Source organism: Legionella sainthelensi (genome assembly GCF_900637685.1).
GTDB classification, from domain to species: Bacteria; Pseudomonadota; Gammaproteobacteria; order Legionellales; family Legionellaceae; genus Legionella; species Legionella sainthelensi.
This window is the reverse complement of sequence record NZ_LR134388.1, coordinates 2,045,220-2,066,008: the sequence shown is the minus strand read 5'-3', so window position 1 is coordinate 2,066,008 and position 20,789 is coordinate 2,045,220. Positions and strand designations below refer to the sequence as shown.

Below are 20,789 nucleotides of genomic sequence, written 5' to 3'. Positions count from 1 at the left end.
AACAAGAGAAAAAATCACAAGAGAGTTAATGCAGTTAGAATTGTTCGCTAATGCTATTAATTTAACAAATTAGGCTTAGCTCTGGAACGCGCACTCTGATGTAAAATTTAAAATAGCAGCTTGAGTAATCTCCTATTCACTGTATTGGAGGTTAAACATGATATGTGAGCGATAAATAGTCTCCTCTCAGTGAGAAGTTATCACTGTTAATTCCTACAATATGTTGTTCTATCGGCAATACTTCCCCCTGAATCATATCAAATGCATCAGAGTAGCTTATAACCTGATAACCTCCTTCTAATGTCAGACTGCTGGCATTATTAAAGGCATATTTGAAGTTTGCCCCTATTCTTCCGGTAATTGCATTACTGATGCGATAAATATTTGGCGATTTAAATGCAGCATTGATACCAAATGCATTAACAGTTAAATAAGAAGACGCATTCACACTGCTTGCCAGAGATGCAACATCAAAATGGCCAATAATACCTAATCCATGACCTAATGCGTATAGTGCATCAAAACAAATTTCCGGGCCAACCCCTTCAAAATGGCTTTTTACAGCGCCAGGGGTATCAAAAGTTAAATTATGCTCCAGACTTGCGTAGCGTAAACCAATAGAAGGTTTGAAATTAAAGTTAGTTACGTATGAGCCGAAAGTATGCGCCAACCATATATCGTATTGATTCAGGTTATATTTAAGTTGTGAATGAATTACAAGATCGATGCTGGCAAGATCTGGCAATATTACATCAGGAAAAAAAATTGCTGCAAAGGAATAAGGATCACCATTAGATCCACCGACGTTGAAAGAAGTATTATTAAAATGAAGATAATCGAATTCAAGGCTATTGGCAGAGTTCCCGAAGTCATACCCAACTTTTGCACCGATGCCATCACTATTGGAGGGGGTAAACGGATCGTTTTTAGAAGTTATCTGTCCATGGTTGTGTCACTAAACCAATACCTCTTTCACCAGGTTTAGCATAAATGCCTGTTACACCTACATAAAAACCATTCTGAATACTATTTGTGCAAAGAAGAGCACATGGTTTTTCCTTTTCTAAGGCAAGTGCTACAGGAGATGCTGAAATCCCAATTAAGGCTAATATTCCAATATATTTTACCATAAATAATTTAATCCTTATAAAAAACTCCATTAACTCTAGGGAAACTACTTCAGCTTAAATTCAGGACGAAAAAAAGTATCAGATACTTTTTATACCGTCAATATTTCATTTTCAATGTCTTGGAAATGCTGATCCAACTGACGAAATAAAGAGAGAGCCTTATTCTGCAAAAAACGCATTAGTTTTTTTACACTAAATGACTCATGATAATCCATAGACAAAGTTAAAGATATGTTTTACACGTAAGGTTAAGGATAATATTGGCGAGACTGAGCGCTCTATCTCACCTCATAAATTAAGCGATTAAACATGAAGTTAGCTTATCAGAAGCTCAGTAATAATGGCTCAATTCATTTAGAGGATGTAAAGTTCTGAGCTTGTCGCTATAAATCAGCAGTTGATTCTGGAGGTATTTATGCTCTATTTGATAAGCCCTGTCGCAACTCCACCCATTAGAACCGCGTTGATGTAGTTGGTGGTATTTGGCTAATGAGCACGCTTCAAAGAACATTTAAAATCACTTGGAGCTATTGATAGCATTAGCGAACGGTTATGATTTTATTTCAACTTATTAAGTCTCAATGAGACTTAATAAGTGATGTTTTAATGAGCCGCTCGATGCTCATCTTTAACCCATCTCATCAAAAAAGCACCAATAATTTGATACAGAGGCAGAACAGCTAAAGCAATATGGTAGCTAGATAATGAAAAGTCATGTGTCATACCCGAATTGCTGCTAAAGACATCGAGTAACTTCCCTATGGCAGGCTCAGAAATAGCATCTAAAAAGGCATCACTTGCATTAATCAATGAGGTAACTGTACCGGCAAGATAGAGAGGGTTTGACTCTTTTCCAATGACAAATACTATTGGAAAGGCACCCAAACTAAAGCCGAAGAGAAAAAGCAATGTGCTGAGTAACCAAAGAGGCATAGGATGTGCGAAAATAACGAGGCTAATAGATAGGGCAGAAACTAGAGTGCTATAAAACATAAATGCACAGCGATTTTTAATTCGATGGACAAATAGAGCAAATAAAGGACATGCGATTGCTAATCCTACAAACACTAAAGAAATAAGAGAAGGGGCAACTAATTCATCCAACTGATATGCTTTTTGCAAAAAAGGATTTCCCCATAATCCACAGAAGATTACTACCGGAGAGAACGCTAAACCACTGTAACCAGTTAATAGCCAATTTTGTTTGTTTTTTAGAATTAATAATATATCCCGCCATAAGTGTTGGTTTTTGGGTGTTTGTTTTATTTCAGATTCTATGGGTTTAATTACACCAGGAGGCTGATCTTTAACAATAAATAAAAAAAGGAACGCTAGAATAACTCCTAACCAAGCAACATCAACTAAACTTGCCCTCCATCCAACTTGACTCACAAGCCAAGCGAGCGGCATTTGTCCGCAAACAGCGCCAATCATTCCCGATGCAACGAGCAAAGAAGTAAGCAAGGCATAATATTTTTTAGAAAACCATACAGCAGCTAATTTAAAATATGTAATAGATGCAAAAGACACGCCAACCCCAGTTAACGCTCGTCCCCATATAGCAGTATTTAATTCCTGTGCTTGGGAAAAGATAAAAATGCCCAAAGCGCAGCAAAAAATTGCTCCTGTTGTAATCCATCGGGTACCGTATTGATCAAGAATGATCCCTACAAATAAGGGTACGATAAGATACGTCCAAAAATATACTCCTGATAAAACTCCAAGCCCTAATCCTTGTAAATGAAAGATTTCCATAAGTTGTTGGGGCATGACGCTTGGAAAATTCTGAAGAATGTATTTATAAAATAAAAATGCGGAACATAAACTTACAATTAGAACAGCACGACAGGTAATTTTGTTGTGTGTTTTATCTATATCATGGGGGGTTCCCATAGTGACTCTCCTCAGGGTAGTTAGCGTTTGTTGCACATGATTATTTAGCCTTCCCCTAGAGAGGCTTAATAATCAAAACACGCGACTCTAGGGCGAGGAGAGAAAGACCACGACCACCACCACTACAGTAGAAATAATAGAATAGACTGCATGCAACAACTTAGTCGCACTATTTGAACGTAATTTATGTTGCAGTCGGTGGTTCATGTTAAAACAGAGTGAATAATAAATTATTAGTTTTAATATATTAACAATTTGCATTTGATCTTGTCAAATAATTATTAAATATATTAATCACAATAAACGGCATCATGAAGAATTATTTCCTAACATTGTCTAAATTTATTTCAAAGCCAAGATTTATCGATTAGTTAGTCATTTGGGTATAAAATTGGGCATCATCTAAAAATAGAATGGTAGCTATGAATTTTTGCTTCTTTTTTTTTGCAGTCTTTTTTTATACATCATCATTAATAGCTGCGGCTAGTGATCAGGTAACTGAGCTTCCAGGTTTTGGACCAGTTAAGGAGAAACAATATGCCGGATATTTTGCTGTTAACCAATCATCAGCTTTATTTTACTGGTTTGTAGAAAAGAAAAAGCCTTCATCTGACTCACCCATAGTATTATGGTTAAATGGAGGGCCTGGAGCATCGAGTTTATATGGTTTTTTTATGGAAAATGGCCCTTATGAAATAAATTCAGCATATCAGTTACAGGAAAGAATGTGTTCATGGACACATATTGTTAATTATTTGGTCATTGATCAGCCCGTAGACGTTGGTTATTCATATGGTTCCTCTTCAAACTATATGGATGAATCTCAAGCTATGGATCAATTACACGATGCAGTCATTTATTTTTTTAAGAAACATCCTGACTTAGTTAACAAACCTCTTTATCTGACTGGAGAGTCCTATGCGGGAAAATATTTACCCCAATTAGCGACGCGCCTGTTAAAGCACCAAGAGATAAAATTACAGGGACTCATGTTAGGCGATCCATGGATTAATCCGAGACTGCAGCAAAAGGCAAATATTGAATATGCTTATTATCATGGATTAATTGATAAACAGGCTCAAATTAAATTGAAATCAATGTACAAACAATGCATCAATGAAATTGACAAACATAGCCCAACAACCCCAAAAGCAAATCAGATTTGCGAGCAAATGCAGTCCTTTATTAAAAAGAAAAGCGGTGGATTAAATCTTGCCAACATTTATACGGGTAGAGAGCCTGATGATACAAATATGGTGAACTATTTAAATAATAAGTTAGTCCGTAAGGCATTGCATGTTCCATCACATGCCCCTGCATTTAAAACATTTAGTGATTCTGCAGCCAAAAAGCTCGAAGTAGGGGAGCAAGACTCGGTAGCTTCGTTATATCCCCAATTGTTATCATCGGGTATTCGCATCTTAATATACAATGGGCTTGAAGATGGAAAAGATTCGAATTTTCTTAGTACAGAATTATTGCTTTCAGCATTAGATTGGCCTTACAAAGATGATTTTGCGCATGCTATTACATGTGTATGGAAAAATAATAATCAAATTAATGGATATGCAAAAACAGCACATGGATTAACTCAAGTGAAAATTCGCGGAGCAGGCCATTTAGCGCCTATTGATCAGCCTGAGCGAGTTTTAAATATACTGCGAAGTTTTATAAAGAATGAACCTTTATGTTAATAATTGATTCTGCTCAGTAGGGAAGATAAGCATTCACGTTTCTTGCATTGAAAGGAAGAATTTGGCAGATCTTGAGTGAAAATCCAGCTATCGCTAAGAGGCAAGCATCTCTCCAAATAGATACTCATGAAAAGTTATTAATCTATAATAGGGGTGGATTTTAACCCTCCTTGAAAATGGAGGGCTAATCATCTTGATAGTAATGGTTACTTGGGTTTAAAAGATAAAGTTGGCTCTAATTCTGGTTCTATAACATCCGGTATTAAATTTTGGGCTCTATCTAACCAACCACGTCTAAGCTTTGGCGACATAATTTTACCAGGACATACTTCGTCAATCAGTTTATGTAGTTCGTTTTGGCGGTCTAATGGAATAACACTTTCAAGTACACGAGTTACCTTATTGATATCTTCCTCCCTAGGTGCTGGAGCTTTAGTAGGCACTAGGCGTTTCAAGTTATTCATCATAAAAGAATAACTGCATGAAGCAGGGGTATGCTTTGGTTTAGGACAAAATTTTGGAGAGAGGTTGTCTGATTCCATGTTAATTTGTACTGAACCAGGTTTGGGTGACATGCCTAGAGGCGTGTGTCCCCGAGTTTGAGTTAACAATGCTCTTTGAGCTTTATTACTTGATAAGGCATGAAGGACCTGTACTTTGCTGGCTTTTACGTCTTGAATTTGCTCAATAAAGCCTTTTCTAAGATTTTTATAATGGTGTTTGCGTTCTTGATGATTTTCAACATCGTGTTGCATGCACTCACGCCGATGAACAGGAACTACTCGAACTTCATGTTTTAATTTATCGTAGTTAAGTTGAGCTTGTAACCAATCTTCTTCACTTAAATTATCTGGATCCATTTCTTCAGTACAGATAGCATAGCAATCCCCTCGTTTTTGAAAACGTGATTTATGACTTGGATCAACAACAAAGTGAGCTTGACTGAAGTCATTAACTTCTTCCAATTCAGCATTAAGAAGTATTTTTTCCTTTCTTAATACTTGCAAAACATGGAGAAGGCCTTGTTCTTGTAATTTCAAACCTTCTAGTTCATGTAACAAATAATCTGAAGGTTGATTGTCATGTAGATTTTGGCACTCATTTAATCGTTCACGTACGTGTTCAAGTAGGTGCTCGAATACATGCTCAGCACATTGTGGTGGCTTTTTTAATTGTGTGTGATGGAATGCAAGCTGATGTTCCAGCATTTTTATTTTTCGATGTAGCGCAGGGTGTCTGGTTTGGGGGTCGGGACTGCTCTCATTATTTTGTTGTTTTAACTCATTTAGTTGTGTAGTTAATGATTCTATTTGCTGATGAGTATGAGCAACATAATGATCCATGGGTTGATCGTTGAGTATGGGTAATTGAAGGTACGTATTTAGTTGTTCTATATGATCCGTAAGATGGGCATGCTTCTCATTCATAAGCACTGCTTCATTTTCAAGTAGGAGCAATTGATTATCTACTTCAGCTAATTTTTGTTCAAGATCACCAAGCTTTTTATCTAAAGCAGTAATAGCTTCTGAATATGCTTTAATATTTGCATCAAGTACATCAACTGAACTTGTTTTCCCAGATTTAGTTTGTTCGCTCTGTTTTGTTTCTTTTAATTTTTGTTCAATTTGTTGTTGGGTAATTTCAGAAGCTTGCTTTGCAAGAGCTTTATCTTTAGCCATTAATCCCATAAGCAGAAAAACTAAATGTCGTTGTTTAGCAAGGAGTTCTTCTCGATATTGTTCTGCTTTGTGTTGGTTTAACTCTTCAATTTTAATTAATTCTTGGCTTATCAATGCAAGTGTTGTTTTTCCTTCAGGGGATCTTAAAAACTCAACCACTTGCAGTGGATTTTGAAATCCAAAACGGTTCAAAAATTGAGTTGAAAAATATTCATCTGTTTTCTTACTGTATTTGTGGCTTTTTTCTATAGTTGCAAACAAGTGTTCAAAGTTGTTTGGGGTGAAATTCAGCGTTACAGATACTGGTGATGAGTATGTAGGCACAGGAAAAACTCCATATTAATGTCTGTACAAATTATAACCTTTTTTAGTTTTTTAGTAAAGTATATATTCTTGAAAGCTAAATAATAAATCAATAAGTTAATTCAATTAGTGATAAAATGAAACAGAAAAATGCCAGTACTGTAGAAATAAAATGTTCAATCATGATTTATATCAAAGAGTAATTACTGCTGCTCCTGTAAATCGCCCATGCCTAAGATCATCAAGTGCTTCATTCACTTTAATTAACGGGTAGGTATGAATTTCTGTTTTAACAGGTACTTGTGGTGCTAATTGTAAAAACTCTTTGCCATCATTTCGCGTAAGATTGGCGACCGAACAGAGTGTACGTTCCCCCCAAAGAAGTTGGTAAGGAAAACTAGGGATATCACTCATATGTATTCCAGCACAAACAACCGTACCACCTTTTTGTGTATTACGTAGCGCTTGGGGTACGAGTTCACCTATGGGAGCAAAAATAATCGCTGCATCGAGTAGGTGTGGTGGATTTTGTTTTGAATCCCCAGCCCAGGTAGCTCCTAATTGATAGGCAAAATTTTGTGCTTTATTATCTCCAATAGCCGTAAAAGCATAGACTTTACGACCTTGTTTATTAGCTACTTGAATAATAATATGTGCTGCTGCACCAAAACCATACAGTCCTAAATGCTTCGCATCCAAAGTTTTTAATAAAGCACGATAGCCAATTAATCCGGCACAAAAAAGTGGTGCAGCTTGATAATCGGAATATCCCTCCGGTATTGGAAAACAAAAGCGATGGTTCGCCACACAATATTGAGCAAATCCGCCATCAATTTGATACCCGGTAAAGCGGGCATGATCACACAAATTTTCACGTCCTGACAAGCAAAATGAGCACGTTTCGCAACTGCCACCCAACCATGGAACACCAATTCGTTGTCCAATATGAAACGATCTGACAGACGACCCTAATTGTTCAACTGTGCCCACAATTTGATGACCTGGAACTAGAGGAAGCTTGGGATCCGTTAATTCTCCATCAATAACATGCAAATCAGTGCGACAAATACCACAAGCGTGGATTTTAATTAAAAGCTCATTAGGTTGAGGCTCTGGTTTTGTAATTTTTTTTAGAACCAGTTGTTGGCCTATACGCTCCATAATCATTGCATACATAATCACATCCTTTTTTTCTTGTATTCATTAAATGTAGCTTAAAAAATTAGGTTATAAGAACACTTGACAAAAAGACTTAGTAGCTCAAACATTAATAGTTGTGAATAGTTAGGTAATACAATAATAAAAGAGGAGTCAAAGAATGAAACAGCATTCCCCAGGATTTTTGGCCTTAGTCAATGATTCTAAAAGACGCATTAAGGAAATAACCCCTCAAGCATTAAAAGAAAAAATCGATCGCCAAGAACCTATGCTCATTATTGATGTGCGTGAATCTGATGAATGGGAAACAGGTTATATTCCCACTGCAATTCATTTGAGTAAAGGGATTATTGAACGTGATATTGAAAAGAAAATTCCTGATTTAAATACGGAAATCGTAGTGTATTGCAGTGGTGGTTTTCGCTGTGCTTTGGTTGCTGACAGTTTACAAAAGATCGGATATACACAAGTTTATTCTCTGGATACTGGATTACAAGGTTGGCTTGATGCAGGTTATTCACTGCAAAAATAGTCCGCATTGGCATCCTCCAATATAAAATAGTATTGATATTTCTTTAAGTTTTAAAATAAAGCGTCACTGTATAAACGTGCTGCCAAAACCAACCACCATCGTGCGTGGTTGTAATCATAAAAGAAGTTACTGTTTTTTCATTTAAGACACCATTTTTTTGATACAGTGAAGAAAACTCTACTGTATTCTCAATGAGAGGAGAAAGAAGAAAATTCGATTTTGCCATGCTTGCAATCAAACGATACTGTCTTATAGTTCCATTTTTTAAATGTAAGATTATCTCTAGTTGATTTGGTTTGAAGAGGATTGTTGCTAGTTTTCCCCAAATAGTTGGCTGTATTTCTATTGTTGCAAAGACAGGCTTTTTTTGTTCTGGTAAAATAACAAGCTCCCCAAAGGCATGGCGTTCACTACTCAGTAATGATTCTTTTGGATGAAAAATAGTTTTTCTTTTGTCTAAAAACAAATAACCATTATGTACCCTTGTGGGTTTATAATGATTGAGCAATAGAGGCCAGCTTGCTCCGTCCTCTAACGAGGGTACTCTTCCATCAATTGGTTCAATTTTAAAAATAATATTGTCTGGGCTTTGTCCTTCTTGTAAATGTTTTTTATTATCTTCAGCCAAGCTTTGGGTAAAGACCGAATAGCTTTGAAAAATTGGTCGAGGGGACCAGCGATTTTGGGAGGAGATGAGGTAAGATTGATTGTATGAATAAATATCTGTGGTTCCTTGAAGCAATGGAAAGTTTGCTTGCTCACGTAAGAAATTCATAGTAAATGCAAAATTTTTTTCTAGCCATTGAGAGTCTTGGATTCTGCTTTTTAAACCATGAGATGTTGCTGAATAGGACGATTTAAAATTATCAAAAATAGAAATTTTTGTGTAATGTCCATTAATATAATTCCAGCTACCTAATGATATAAATAGAATAAGATAAGTGCCACCCGAGTGAAATAGAAAAGGTAAAAAAAGTCCTGCTAATAAAACGGATGTTCCTGGGATGAATGCATGACCCACATGGCGAGTAAATCCTGTTTTAAACGAAACAAATAAAAAAGCAGAAAAAATACAGATCAAAAATAATTTGGCTCCTCCTGGTTGTACTTCCTTATGGCATAAAATAAGCAGGAAAATTGAGCTTGAGGTTATTAAATACAGTACAATTTCATTCGCATTCCCAAACGTAGACATCGCTTCACTAAAACCGGATGCTATAGAAATGCTGCTGACTAAATAGTTCGGTAAATAAATTATAGATTGGCCTGCTGCAAGCCAAAATAAAACAAGTGAGGCAAGCAATGAAGCCAAACACGATAAGGCGTAATGGAGCTGTGTATTGACAAGAAAAAATATCAAGCACAAGCCAGCTACGGCGAGGCAAACAATAAGCATTGAGCCTTTTATTAATGCCAATAACCCAAAGGGAGCGAAAAGAAACGCTGTTAAAAGCATGCGGGTGTTTTTTGAATTGGGTATCGCTTTGGGGCAATACATCATTTTATAACTGATTAGCCCAACAAGTAGTGCATAAGAAAAAAATAATGAATCTCGCGCATAAAGCATTCCAAAGAGAGGGATACAAAAAATGAGCGTCCAGTACCATCTGCTGTTCTGCATTAAAAATAACAAAGCTATCCAATAGGAAATTGCTAAATATAGGCTTCCAACATTCATCATTATATTGGTGGCAGGGTGGTAAGCTTTAGTATAGATCGACGAATATGGACCTAGAGTAAATATGATTTCTTTTCCAAAGGCCAGTCCTTGCGCGATTGCTTGATTTAATCCTAATGCCCATGAGGAATCAATGCCCGATGCGGGTAGCTTGGGAGAGAAAGGGACAACGGTACTCATCGTAACAAGAAGCAAGATAAGTTTACTGAGAAGAGTAAGTATTTGATTTAAATTTTCGAGCACTTGATTTTGGGAAGTACGCGATCCAAGCATATAAAGCTCCAATTTTTTCAGCGTAGTGTAGCGTAACTCATGCGATGCTGTAATAACATTTTTATCTTGTTTTAGAAAAGAAGGGTTGCTCCGAGAGAAACTGTATTTGAGATATCAGGGACGGTACTTGTATCTTCGATGAGTTTAAATATCCCATAATCATGCTCATTTTCATACTCTATAAATATGCTTAAACCAGGCATAAGACGATAGTAGGGTCTTACGGTATATCTCATTTGATTCAGGCCGCTGCCAATTTCAGCCTGAGTCACGGTTTTAGTGGCTATAATACTCCGAACCCCAGTTTTTATTAAAAAATTATTTGTAATTTGGGTATCGCGTGCGAGCTCAATATCAAATTTAACGCTACCTCCATAAAAATAGGTTCGTATGTCTGTCTCAATAAAAAAGGGCATTAAGCCTTCGATGCCAATGCCAGCTTGCCAATAAGGTTTTGATGCGGGTTGATTGAAATAATTCACTCCACCCTTAAGAGCCCAAAACTGACTGATTAAATGCCAATAAAAGATATCAATGTCTGCATTTTCGATAGCCCCTTTGTAAATTTCTGCATCATTTGTGAATAATTCCAGTTTATTATAATCAGGTCCGTACATACCTTTGTAAGTGAGGCGTTGGGCATTATGTATAGGATCAGCACCAACATCCAGATAAGTTGACATCCAAAATCCAGCATTATGCGCCATAGGATGTTTGACCAAAGATAAATTTATAGGCTTGATTGCTTCATCAACCTGCACGATAGGCCTGTTCTGATATCTGGTATCTTTATCAATGTTTTCTGGTTTTAATTTACTATTAGTAATCGCTATTAGGGATGAATATTGAAAGATCCGGGACATGCCTGACATCATGTGATACAACATATGGCAATGGAAGAACCATTGGCCACTAGCATCCGTATCTACATCAGCAGTGATTGTCGCTCCTGGCGGAATATCAAGCGTATGCATCAGAGGGTCAAAGTAGTTTTTTCCCGTACGTAAAATAAACCAATGACCATGGAGATGCATAGGATGATGCATCATTGATGTATTGGTAAACACAAAACGATAACGTTTTCCTGGTTTGAGTGGAATGGGTTTTGCCTTATATCCTGGTGTGCCATTAATAAACCAAATATATTGCCCCATATAGCCAAATAACTCTAAATTAATGATTCCTTCAACAGGTTTATTGGGGTCATTAGTTGGGACAGCGGCGAATAAATCGCGATATTTAATATCTAATGAAGTCATGAATGGAATGTTAGCTGGCACTATTGTGTCATTAAATCGTGTTGGTTCAGTAGGCATTTTCATGGAGTGATCCATCTTCATAGAGTGATGTGGATTTTTTGAAGACATTAAAAGATGTTTTTTTTGTTTATTACTGGGTAAGTATCCATGATACATGCCTCCCATCATGATGTTCATCATTTCTTGAGTAACAGGTATAGGCTCGGGGAAGGGGTTTACTTCAGTGTTAATGCGTTGCCTTGTATTTGTTTTTAATGCACCGAACACAGCCCCCACTGTATCTTTTGATTCCGCATAAATAATATAAGGCTTATCTTTTTCTATTTTTACTAAAACGTCATAAGTTTCAGCAGGTGAAATGGTCAAATTGTCAACAAAATAGGGTTTGACATCATTTCCTTGTATGTGTACCACTTTCATAGAAGTATCAGGTATTTTGATGCGGAAGATAGTGCTGCTCCCCGCATCAATGAAGCGAAGACGAACAATATCACCTACTTTAACTGATGCTGTCCAGGGATTGGCATTAGTATGACCATTCAGTAAAAATGCATCATAAGCTACATCGCTGATATCATAAATGCTCATGCGCATTTGTTGCATCGTTTTATAATCTTCCAGAAGCTGGAAGCGCTCTTCTTTAGTGGCTTTTTTATAATCGTGAATAAATTTTGCCAGAGAAGGCTGAAGTGGAAAGCGAGAAGCATAATAATCACCAGCTTTTTTCAGGTTAGCTTGTACCTTATCAGGTTGGCTATTAATCCAATCGGATAACACAATGACATAATCTTTAGTGTATGTATAATCAGATGGTTTTATGGGATCTACAATAAAAGCACCATATAATCCTTGTTGCTCTTGCAAACCAGCATGCGCATGGTACCAATAAGTTCCAGATTGTTTTAGTTTAAATTGATACCGGAAAGTTCCACCAGGAAGAATTTCAGTTTGCGATACACCTTCAACACCATCCATTTGCCATGGAACTAACAACCCATGCCAATGTATTGCTGTACCTTTATCTAAATGGTTAGAAACATTGATGGTGACATGATCTCCTTCCTTAAAATGGAGTGTAGGTGCAGGAACTTGCTGATTTACAGCAATTGCTTGTTTGAATTTTTTGGCAAAATATACTGTTTTATAACCTACCTCCAAATTGATTACTCGATTTGCTGCGATTGTAGAAGATATTAAAAAAAGAAAATAAAAAAAGAGCTCAAAAGAATAAAAGAGAGTCTCTTAACAGATGAAGTATGAGCATTGATTCTCATCAATTATCCTTTGTAACAATTTTTTATAACAGCAATGTTATTTTCTTTAATGCCTTTATTATATTAAGGAATTTCTAAATGAGTAAATGAGAGATTTCAATTGGGTGCACTATTTAATAAATTGAATTGATTATTCATCACCGGCAAAAGCTTTATTGTTTTAAATTTTAAATGGGCTCTATTTGTCGTTAAATTTTTAATTTAATTGGTTTCTTATTTACAAATAAATTGAACGCTGGGTGCATAAATTGAAATTTAAGTGATATAATTGTCTCTTTTTGAAACATACTAAGGATGTGTCTTTTTATGGCTTTAAATACTGATGTACTGGTGGTGGGTGCAGGTCCCATAGGGCTTATCAATGCATGGGGAATAAAGTATCTGAATCCTAAGCTCAATATTGTAGTACTTGAGAAATATGCGGAATATCAAAGAAGCCATACTTTGGTTATGGATGCAAAACAGCTTGAAGCTATAATGAAAGCAACCCATAGCGAAAACCATCCTGTATTAGTTCAATTATTAAAGCAATTAAAAAGGGATCCTCACATACGCACTAATACCTTACAGCAAATTTTGACTCAACTAGCAAAAAGCAGTGGTGTTGAGATTCTGACAGAACAAGAAGTTAAAGCAGAAACTATCAAAGAAAAATTAGCAAAGGAATATCCTCATGTGCGTCTCATTATTGGTGCGGATGGTACACACAGTGTAGTGAGTCGCTCGTTATTTTCAGATAATAATCAGGTAAAACATGAGTATGATTATGTTTTACAGCTTCGATTTGACATCAATGGTGAAGAAAAAGCCCCTGGAATTCAGACCCAACACTTTTATCAGCAAATGGCTCGAAAAGGATTGATTGCTAATGAGTATGTAGGGCATTTTGAAAATGGAAAAACGCCTGTAACCATGCAAATGATGATTTCAAAGGAAGATTTTATTGCATTGCAAAAGGCCACCTCAAAAAATCCTATAAAGCCTTTTTCAACATCAGCGCCTACTCAACCTGACACTCCGAAGTTACCATCTCATATTCAGTCATTTATTACATCTTATCTTCAATATAAAGTTCAAGACACATCCAATATAGGACAAAGAATTGATAACGAATCAATACGTATTAGTGTAAATGAAGCTCCTGCTACCCATGCGAAACAGGTAGTTAATACTCAGGGTAACGCTCGTGTTGTTTTGGAAGGTGATTCAGCTCTTGGTTTATCCTATTTTAAAGGTTTAAATGCAGGTTTGCAGGCAAGTGCCCGATTTTTAGCAACAATGTCTTCATCGATCAAAAATTCATTTCGCAATACTGATACAATGGATGAGTTACTTCATAAATACCAAACGTGGTTTTTAAAAGATTTCACGCCTAAAAAAGTTAAAGAAGTAGGTAATTACAGCTTCTGGCGAGTAAGAAGCTTCATGAATGCGATGCGTGCAGTACGATTTATAAAATTAGCATCGGTAGCTGATCATGATGATGACTTAGAGCCCGCAATTAAAGATTACTTTAAGCATTTTACTCGTGATCCGTTAGCAAAAGCAGTGAATCCTAAATGGAATCCCTTTCCACATCGTGAATATCCCCTTGTTAAGTTTGGTCAATTGAATTACATACCTTTAAAACATACTGCAAAAAAAATTGGTAAAATTTTTGTTGACTATTTTAACCCCTATAAAAGTACCCATCAAATAGGTCAAGATTTCAAACAACCTTTAGTTGGAATTGGTGATTTTTTTACGGGCTTGATTAAAACCGGAATTGGTATTTTTACACTGAATCAGTGGTCTTTAATAGATGGATTATTTAACATGGTGCGAGGTGTCGTCGAGCTAGCTACAACACCATTGACCTGGTTTATAAAACCTATTACTCGAGGGCTTGCAACCTTAATTCATGGTGGTTTTAAAAAAATCGAAGAAAATGGAGGAATGCGGCATTTGGCTCAATATGGACAAACATATCTAGCTCAGAAAGAGGATGATGACTTAGCATCAGACAAGACAATTTATGAGTTGCTCGCGGTATGTAATGATATGCATCGAAAATTTGATAAGTCAGTTTCACAGGGTCAACTGACTGATTTAGAAATAGAAGAATATTATCGCTATGCAGCAATTCGCTCCGATAATACTTTAAATCGACAAAAATTAGCACGATACTTTTCCCTGTTTACTCTTGCAAGCGAAGAAAAAAGAGAGATAAATAATCAAGAAAGAGTACAAATAACCACTTCGTGTACGCTTTAAAAAGTTAGCACGAATAATTGATGGTACTGTGAGCTGATTTTGAGATGGATTCTCTGCTCACGGAACCATATAAAAAACGATTAACTCTTAATAGGTATTATCTTTAAATAGTTATTGTATTTTCAAAACTGGATGCGTAGATAATAGTTAAGTATCAACTCGCTTCATCAAGCAGTTTACCTCACGAGCATATGCAAGTCTTGATTAAGTTCATGATTGAAGCCATTAGATGCGTGAGACAAAATTTCAATGTTAAGAGAAACCACCATTTTATTTCATGCAATTTAAATTTTTCATAGATTCGCTTGTAATCGTGTAATTTCTGTAATTGCACTCCAGTCCTTATGTTCCATATGATGTGCCAAAGCAATAATAAACTTATCTTTAATTATATTTGCAATTTCAGGAACAACTCCGGCCTGAGCAAAAGCTTGTTGGAATAAATTTAAATCTTTAAATCCTCCCTTAATATCAAAATTTACATCATCAAAATCACGTTGACTAATTTTATCTACATAAAGCTGAAATGCGGGATGAGCGAATACAGTATGAAATAGTGTGTTCAGAATAGAGGGGTTAACGTTGCTTTTCTCCGCAAAAGTATAGAGTTCCCCCATAGTTTCTATTGCAGTGACCAAGAAATAATTCATGCATATTTTAACAACATTGGCTTGAAAAGGTTGGGTACCTACCGGGATGACCTTTATTGAGTATGATGCAAATATGGGCTTACATTGCTCAATTACATCCTCTGGTCCTGCAACAAGTGTAGTGAGTTCACCTCGTGCAGCTGCTTTGGGAACACCCAGAACATTAGCTGCAATATAAGTACTGCCGTTTTTTTGGTGAAAATTAAATAACTGTTTTGAAGTTTCTGGCAATATAGTTGATGTTCCAATATGTATGGTATGGGGCGATTGATAACAAATAAAGCTTCGAGTGGCCTCTAAAACAGCCTGATCATCAAGAAGACATGTGATAATTATTCTAGCTTCTTTAACAGCATCTTCTAAAGTTTCAGCTCCTCTTGCACCAGCTTGAATTAAGGGCCGCATTTTTTCTTTTGTACGATTAAATACAGTTAAATCAAAATTGGCTGCTAATAAACGTTCAGCTAAAACTGAACCCATTTTTCCAAGTCCTATTAAAGTAATTTTCATAAACCGCTCCTTATTGATTCATTTACCAAAAGAAATAATTCCATTGATTTATTCTCTTTTAAGAATACTATAAAGGATAATACTCATTATCAATTGCAAAGGTAAAATTAATGCTGGAATCTTGGAAACGTACAATACATGATATTATCATTCCACCATTTTTATATGGTACTGCCTGGAAAGAGGAGAGGACCCAAGAGCTCACATATCAAGCATTACAAAATGGATTTACCGGAATTGATACTGCAAATCAACGCAAGCATTATTTTGAGGAAGGTGTTGGACTTGGAATCCAACAATTTTTAGAAGTTAGTGAGAAAAAGCGTACGGATCTCTTTTTACAAACAAAATTTACCCCTGCATCCAGTCAAGATCACCGTAAGCCATATGATGAAAAGGACACATATAAAACTCAAGTAAATCAATCGATTACAAGCTCACTAAAACACTTGAAGACTGATTATATTGATTCTTACATTCTCCATGGCCCATCTTATTATTCAGAACTAGTTCAAGATGATCTAGAAATTTGGAGTGCTATGGAAGATGTCTTCTATGAAGGTAAAGTAAGGTTATTGGGTATTTCGAATGTTAATTTGACTCAACTTGAAACTCTTTATGAGTATGCTGCCGTTAAACCATCATTTGTGCAAAACAGGTGCTTTGCCAATACGCAATGGGATTTAGCTATTCGCTTGTTTTGTAAAAAGCATGGGATCATTTATCAGGCATTTTCCTTGCTTACTGCAAATCAATCCTATTTGTCCACTAATAAATTGCAAAAACTTACTCAACAGCACCATAAAAAAATAGCACAAATTATTTTTCGTTTTGCTCTACAGCTAGGAATGTTGCCACTCACTGGTACAAGCTCCCAGTATCACATGCAAGAGGATTTGGATTTAAATTCATTTGAGCTTTCTCCTGATTCGATGCACGTCATCGAAGAAATTAGTAAAGAATAAGTAATGAATTACAGGTTGCTCTCAAAATGAACCAACCTGTATTAAAACATCCCTTGTTGCATATCAATATCTATGGATATATTTATGCAATTGAACGAATAACACCGCCATCAACGCGGACAGAAGCGCCATTAGTTGCAGAAGATAAAGGACTACATAAGAAAGCAACCATATTAGCGATTTCTTCGGGGGCTGTAAATCGCTTGAGTAATGAAGAGGGTCTAACTGTTTTGAAAAACTCGTCCTCAACTTCTTTAGGGGATTTGTTTTGCTCTTTTCCCAAACTAGTTACAAATTGGCTAACACCTTCACTACTCGTCGGACCAGGAAGTACAGAATTTACAGTAACATTGGTGCCTGCTGTTATTTCCGCCATTCCACGTGCAATAGCAATCTGTGCGGTTTTGCTCATGCCATAATGCACCATTTCCGCAGGAATTTGCAGGCCAGATTCACTTGAAATAAAAATAATTCTTCCCCAATTTTGTTGAAGCATGGGGACAAGATAATGGCGGCTTAAACGTACCCCACTCATTACATTAATATCAAATATTTGCAACCATTCTTCATCAGTAATATCAACAAAAGGTTTTGCATTATAAATACCAACGTTATTAATCAGTACATCTACTGTAGGTATTTGCTGAATTAATACCTCCACTTCATTTTTCTGACTCAGATCAGCAGGTGATGCAATTAATTTTGCATCAGGAAAAGTTGTACGAATTTTCTGAATCGCTTGAGTTACCCTCTCTTTTGAACGTCCATTAATAACCACAGTAGCACCTTCATGGGCTAATGTTTGAGCAATAGCCAAACCGATTCCAGCAGTAGATCCAGTTACCAATACAGTTTTATCTTTAAGTTTTAAGTCCATGTTTACCGTCCTTAGAATCGAGTTCGAATTAAGATTTGTCTGTGAAAAGTTACAGTTACAGTTACAGTTACAGTAGATTAGCAAATATCTCATGATTTTTGTAATTACTTCAATTCGGTCATATTTATAGGTTGATATTTCTGCTTAGTATGATGATTATCTTTTAAAAAAGTTATCCAGATGCTTAGATGGTCCTGATAGTCAGAAGCATTAATATTATCCCAGGTTCTAAAAATACACTCAGCCAATCACTCTAAAATTGTTTGCCCAGATATTTGGTAGCAATATAAATCGAATAGCCCAAACATATTTTGCAGGGTCTTATTAACATCCACATAACCGCCATATGGTTAAATTTAATACATGAAGTCTTTTAATTTAGGAGTTTTCATGTATACGAGTGAACAATATATCGATCCTAAAAGCATTATTAGTCAAATTAGACAACAAGTAGAGGAAAAAGGTATTGATTCCTATCTTAAGGATAACCCGATTGAAATCCATGCAAGGCTTATTTTAGGCGTATTACCGACAAGCAATGAAGCCGAAATTGAGGCTCATTTTCATGCCTTGATGAATGATCTTTCCTCTCCAGACTCTGACTTTTTAGTGCTAGATGAGATGATCAAACAAATACTGGAGCAGGCGTACGGTTACCTCTTATCTCATCCCCAGCCGGTTGTTGAAGAGCTTAGTGAAGATAAACCCTCTATGGCTTGGGCGCGATCTGTGTGGAAGCAACTCGATCTAAAATACCAGAACCAACTAAACAGTATAAATCCATCAAAACAGCCTCCATTAGACGCTCCAGCACCCCAGCTTCAACCGAAGCAATACTCTTCGGAGGATGAAAAGCAAGTCAGGCTTATCCAAAAATATTATCGTCAAAAGCAGACTCTATTAATTAACCCAAATGGCAGTCACAATCCTTATGTCAAATACTTTTTGCATGGAGAGCGCAATCTATCTAAATCTTTAGAAAGTCTAAAAATAAAACAATTGGAGCTCGCTCTTACAGATGGGGATTGGTCAAATCCAATTTTCAAATCGAATGAATTAGAGAAGGTCTTATTAGCTTGTATGGTAAAGGGCAGTATCACATTTCAACAATTTACAACTGTACTTGAAAGACAACAATATCAACAGGATTTCGGTGAGTTTGAAACATTTCAATTACTTGATCATAACAACCAGTTTACCGAATATACTCAAAAAGTATTTCTTCCTTCTTTGGAGGCCGCTGAAGGGCGCCCATTAAATGCTGAAGAACTGGAAAAATTTCGATTATTAATCGCCACATTACCAAAATCGGAACAAATTTGTTTTCCAATCCATGTTGCGGATCATCCTGAGACACAGGGAAATAGCTTGTTTTTGCAAATTACTAGTTTGGGAAGTATCTGGGCGAATAAAGCCGAGAGAGGCTCTATTATCGCTACCTCAGTAGGGGTAGAAGAAGCATTGTCCTTGTCAAAATATGGCTTAGACCAATATGTTCGTCCTATCCATCGCTTGAATAGATTAACACCGCGAGAAATAGAAGAAGGAGTAAGACATGACATTCGGCCTACGGCTATTACGTTAAAAGAGCAAGCTCCTTTTAAAAACATTCATGACTTTGAGCTACCATCCCGAGTAGCAACAACACAACATGATAAATATCACAGCACCACCATGTCCAAGTTACCCGTTCAATATAGGAAATCCTTTATATATATGATAGATATTATAAGAGAGCAGCTCAAAGAGATGCACCAGCATGAAAATGCAAGTCGCAAACAGAAACTACCCACCATGATGACTTCAGAAATTTGGCAATTAGTAGATGCAGAAGTCAAATCAAAACCTCAAAGTGTTGAGTGTTTCAATTCAGGAATAAATAGGAGCACCCAAGAGTTTTGTCGTTTAATTACCAAACCGCAGGAAGCGGGATTACTCAATCACGGTTTTATTGACAAGGAAAACAAAGTGACACCGGTTGGTATGATAATCTTTGTTGACATGATACGAAATAGAGAAGTTTGGAATGATTCATTCAATTTCGATATGAGATACTTGAGTGGCTATGATACGTTAAAATCAGGTTTCATGCTGGTTCATAACTTGAGCTTAATTGATAAACGATTCATGTCCTCTTCCTTATTGGAGCAAACTCTGAAAGTACAATTACTCCAACAGTATGATCCTGAGGTTTTGAAACAAAATTATATTTCAATATGTAAAGATATTAACCAATATATTGGCACGAACCATTTGAATGAGATTTGTCACTTTGAACGTGAGAAATCAAATAATCAAGTTGTATTGAAAATTAACCCTGAACATTTGGAGCAAATCAATGAGTTACTCACTAGGTACGATGTGATCAATAAAGAGGAAGAGGACGAGCAGAGAGGTTGTTCAATTATGTAGTAAAGACAAATTCATATACTCCTGTGAGTGAATAAATAAACGTCGATTGGTTACAGGCATATATGGTTAAAATCTTCTGTGATATAAATGGTTTTTGCAATCAAATGCAAAGAAGATTCTCAATCAGGGTAAGAAAATAAGAAAGCATGCAATGGGAATGAGTGAAAGCGATATAATCGCCTGTAAATACTCACTCCCAGTTTGGGTTGGATATGGGGCCAAAATTTAACTTGGCGCTATCAGTAACAA

The 20,789-nt window shown here is 36.3% G+C and carries 14 protein-coding genes; 5 read left to right on the top strand and 9 right to left on the bottom strand.

Going from position 1 to position 20,789, the window contains the following annotated elements; genetic code table 11:
* Positions 1 to 151 precede the first annotated feature (151 nt).
* From EL220_RS09070 to EL220_RS09060, 3 genes are all read right to left on the bottom strand, one after another.
* Positions 152 to 892: an Lpg1974 family pore-forming outer membrane protein gene (locus EL220_RS09070; RefSeq protein ID WP_232002745.1), complete on the bottom strand. Its 741-nt coding sequence runs from the start codon at positions 890 to 892 to the stop codon at positions 152 to 154.
* Between the two features lie 34 nt (positions 893 to 926).
* Positions 927 to 1,130: a hypothetical protein gene (locus EL220_RS09065; RefSeq protein ID WP_027269831.1), complete on the bottom strand. Its 204-nt coding sequence runs from the start codon at positions 1,128 to 1,130 to the stop codon at positions 927 to 929.
* A 603-nt stretch (positions 1,131 to 1,733) separates the two neighbouring features.
* On the bottom strand, positions 1,734 to 3,023 hold the full coding sequence (locus EL220_RS09060; RefSeq protein ID WP_027269832.1) for an MFS transporter: 1,290 nt from the start codon (positions 3,021 to 3,023) through the stop codon (positions 1,734 to 1,736).
* A gap of 422 nt (positions 3,024 to 3,445) precedes the next feature.
* Between EL220_RS09060 and EL220_RS09055 the strand changes: the two genes are divergently transcribed.
* On the top strand, positions 3,446 to 4,717 hold the full coding sequence (locus EL220_RS09055; protein ID WP_051544693.1) for a S10 family serine carboxypeptidase-like protein: 1,272 nt from the start codon (positions 3,446 to 3,448) through the stop codon (positions 4,715 to 4,717).
* Positions 4,718 to 4,923: 206 nt separating this feature from the next.
* Here EL220_RS09055 and EL220_RS09050 read toward each other — a convergent pair whose 3' ends face one another.
* Together EL220_RS09050 and EL220_RS09045 are read right to left on the bottom strand one after the other, a co-directional pair.
* Entirely contained in the window at positions 4,924 to 6,720 is a 1,797-nt protein-coding gene (locus EL220_RS09050; protein ID WP_027269834.1) for a FlxA-like family protein, read from the bottom strand.
* A gap of 171 nt (positions 6,721 to 6,891) precedes the next feature.
* Positions 6,892 to 7,875 (bottom strand): zinc-dependent alcohol dehydrogenase family protein, encoded by a 984-nt coding sequence (locus tag EL220_RS09045; protein WP_027269835.1) that lies wholly within the window; start codon positions 7,873 to 7,875, stop codon positions 6,892 to 6,894.
* 142 nt (positions 7,876 to 8,017) lie between these two features.
* On the opposite strand from EL220_RS09045, the gene EL220_RS09040 reads away from it, so the two are divergent.
* Positions 8,018 to 8,389, top strand: coding sequence for a rhodanese-like domain-containing protein (locus EL220_RS09040; protein WP_027269836.1), 372 nt, complete (start codon positions 8,018 to 8,020; stop codon positions 8,387 to 8,389).
* Between the two features lie 43 nt (positions 8,390 to 8,432).
* On the opposite strand, the gene EL220_RS09035 is transcribed toward EL220_RS09040, so the two are convergent.
* A complete protein-coding gene (locus tag EL220_RS09035; protein WP_027269837.1) occupies positions 8,433 to 10,340 on the bottom strand; it encodes a hypothetical protein in 1,908 nt (635 codons plus the stop codon).
* A 71-nt stretch (positions 10,341 to 10,411) separates the two neighbouring features.
* Complete coding sequence (locus EL220_RS09030; RefSeq protein WP_232002722.1) at positions 10,412 to 12,757, bottom strand: multicopper oxidase domain-containing protein; 2,346 nt, start codon at positions 12,755 to 12,757, stop codon at positions 10,412 to 10,414.
* 422 nt (positions 12,758 to 13,179) lie between these two features.
* Here EL220_RS09030 and EL220_RS09025 point away from each other — a divergent pair, with 422 nt between their 5' ends.
* On the top strand, positions 13,180 to 15,126 hold the full coding sequence (locus EL220_RS09025) for an FAD-dependent oxidoreductase (protein ID WP_027269839.1): 1,947 nt from the start codon (positions 13,180 to 13,182) through the stop codon (positions 15,124 to 15,126).
* 293 nt (positions 15,127 to 15,419) lie between these two features.
* Here EL220_RS09025 and EL220_RS09020 read toward each other — a convergent pair whose 3' ends face one another.
* On the bottom strand, positions 15,420 to 16,286 hold the full coding sequence (locus EL220_RS09020) for an NAD(P)-dependent oxidoreductase (RefSeq protein WP_027269840.1): 867 nt from the start codon (positions 16,284 to 16,286) through the stop codon (positions 15,420 to 15,422).
* Positions 16,287 to 16,396: 110 nt separating this feature from the next.
* Here EL220_RS09020 and EL220_RS09015 point away from each other — a divergent pair, with 110 nt between their 5' ends.
* Positions 16,397 to 17,251 carry an aldo/keto reductase family protein gene (locus EL220_RS09015; protein WP_035905627.1) on the top strand — a complete coding sequence of 285 codons (855 nt, stop codon included), beginning with the start codon at positions 16,397 to 16,399 and terminating at the stop codon, positions 17,249 to 17,251.
* An 82-nt stretch (positions 17,252 to 17,333) separates the two neighbouring features.
* Here the strand turns inward: EL220_RS09015 and EL220_RS09010 are convergent, their stop codons facing one another.
* Positions 17,334 to 18,128, bottom strand: a complete 795-nt coding sequence (locus EL220_RS09010; RefSeq protein ID WP_027269842.1) for an SDR family NAD(P)-dependent oxidoreductase — start codon at positions 18,126 to 18,128, stop codon at positions 17,334 to 17,336.
* Between the two features lie 390 nt (positions 18,129 to 18,518).
* Between EL220_RS09010 and EL220_RS09005 the strand changes: the two genes are divergently transcribed.
* Positions 18,519 to 20,540: a hypothetical protein gene (locus tag EL220_RS09005; RefSeq protein ID WP_027269843.1), complete on the top strand. Its 2,022-nt coding sequence runs from the start codon at positions 18,519 to 18,521 to the stop codon at positions 20,538 to 20,540.
* Positions 20,541 to 20,789 lie beyond the last annotated feature (249 nt).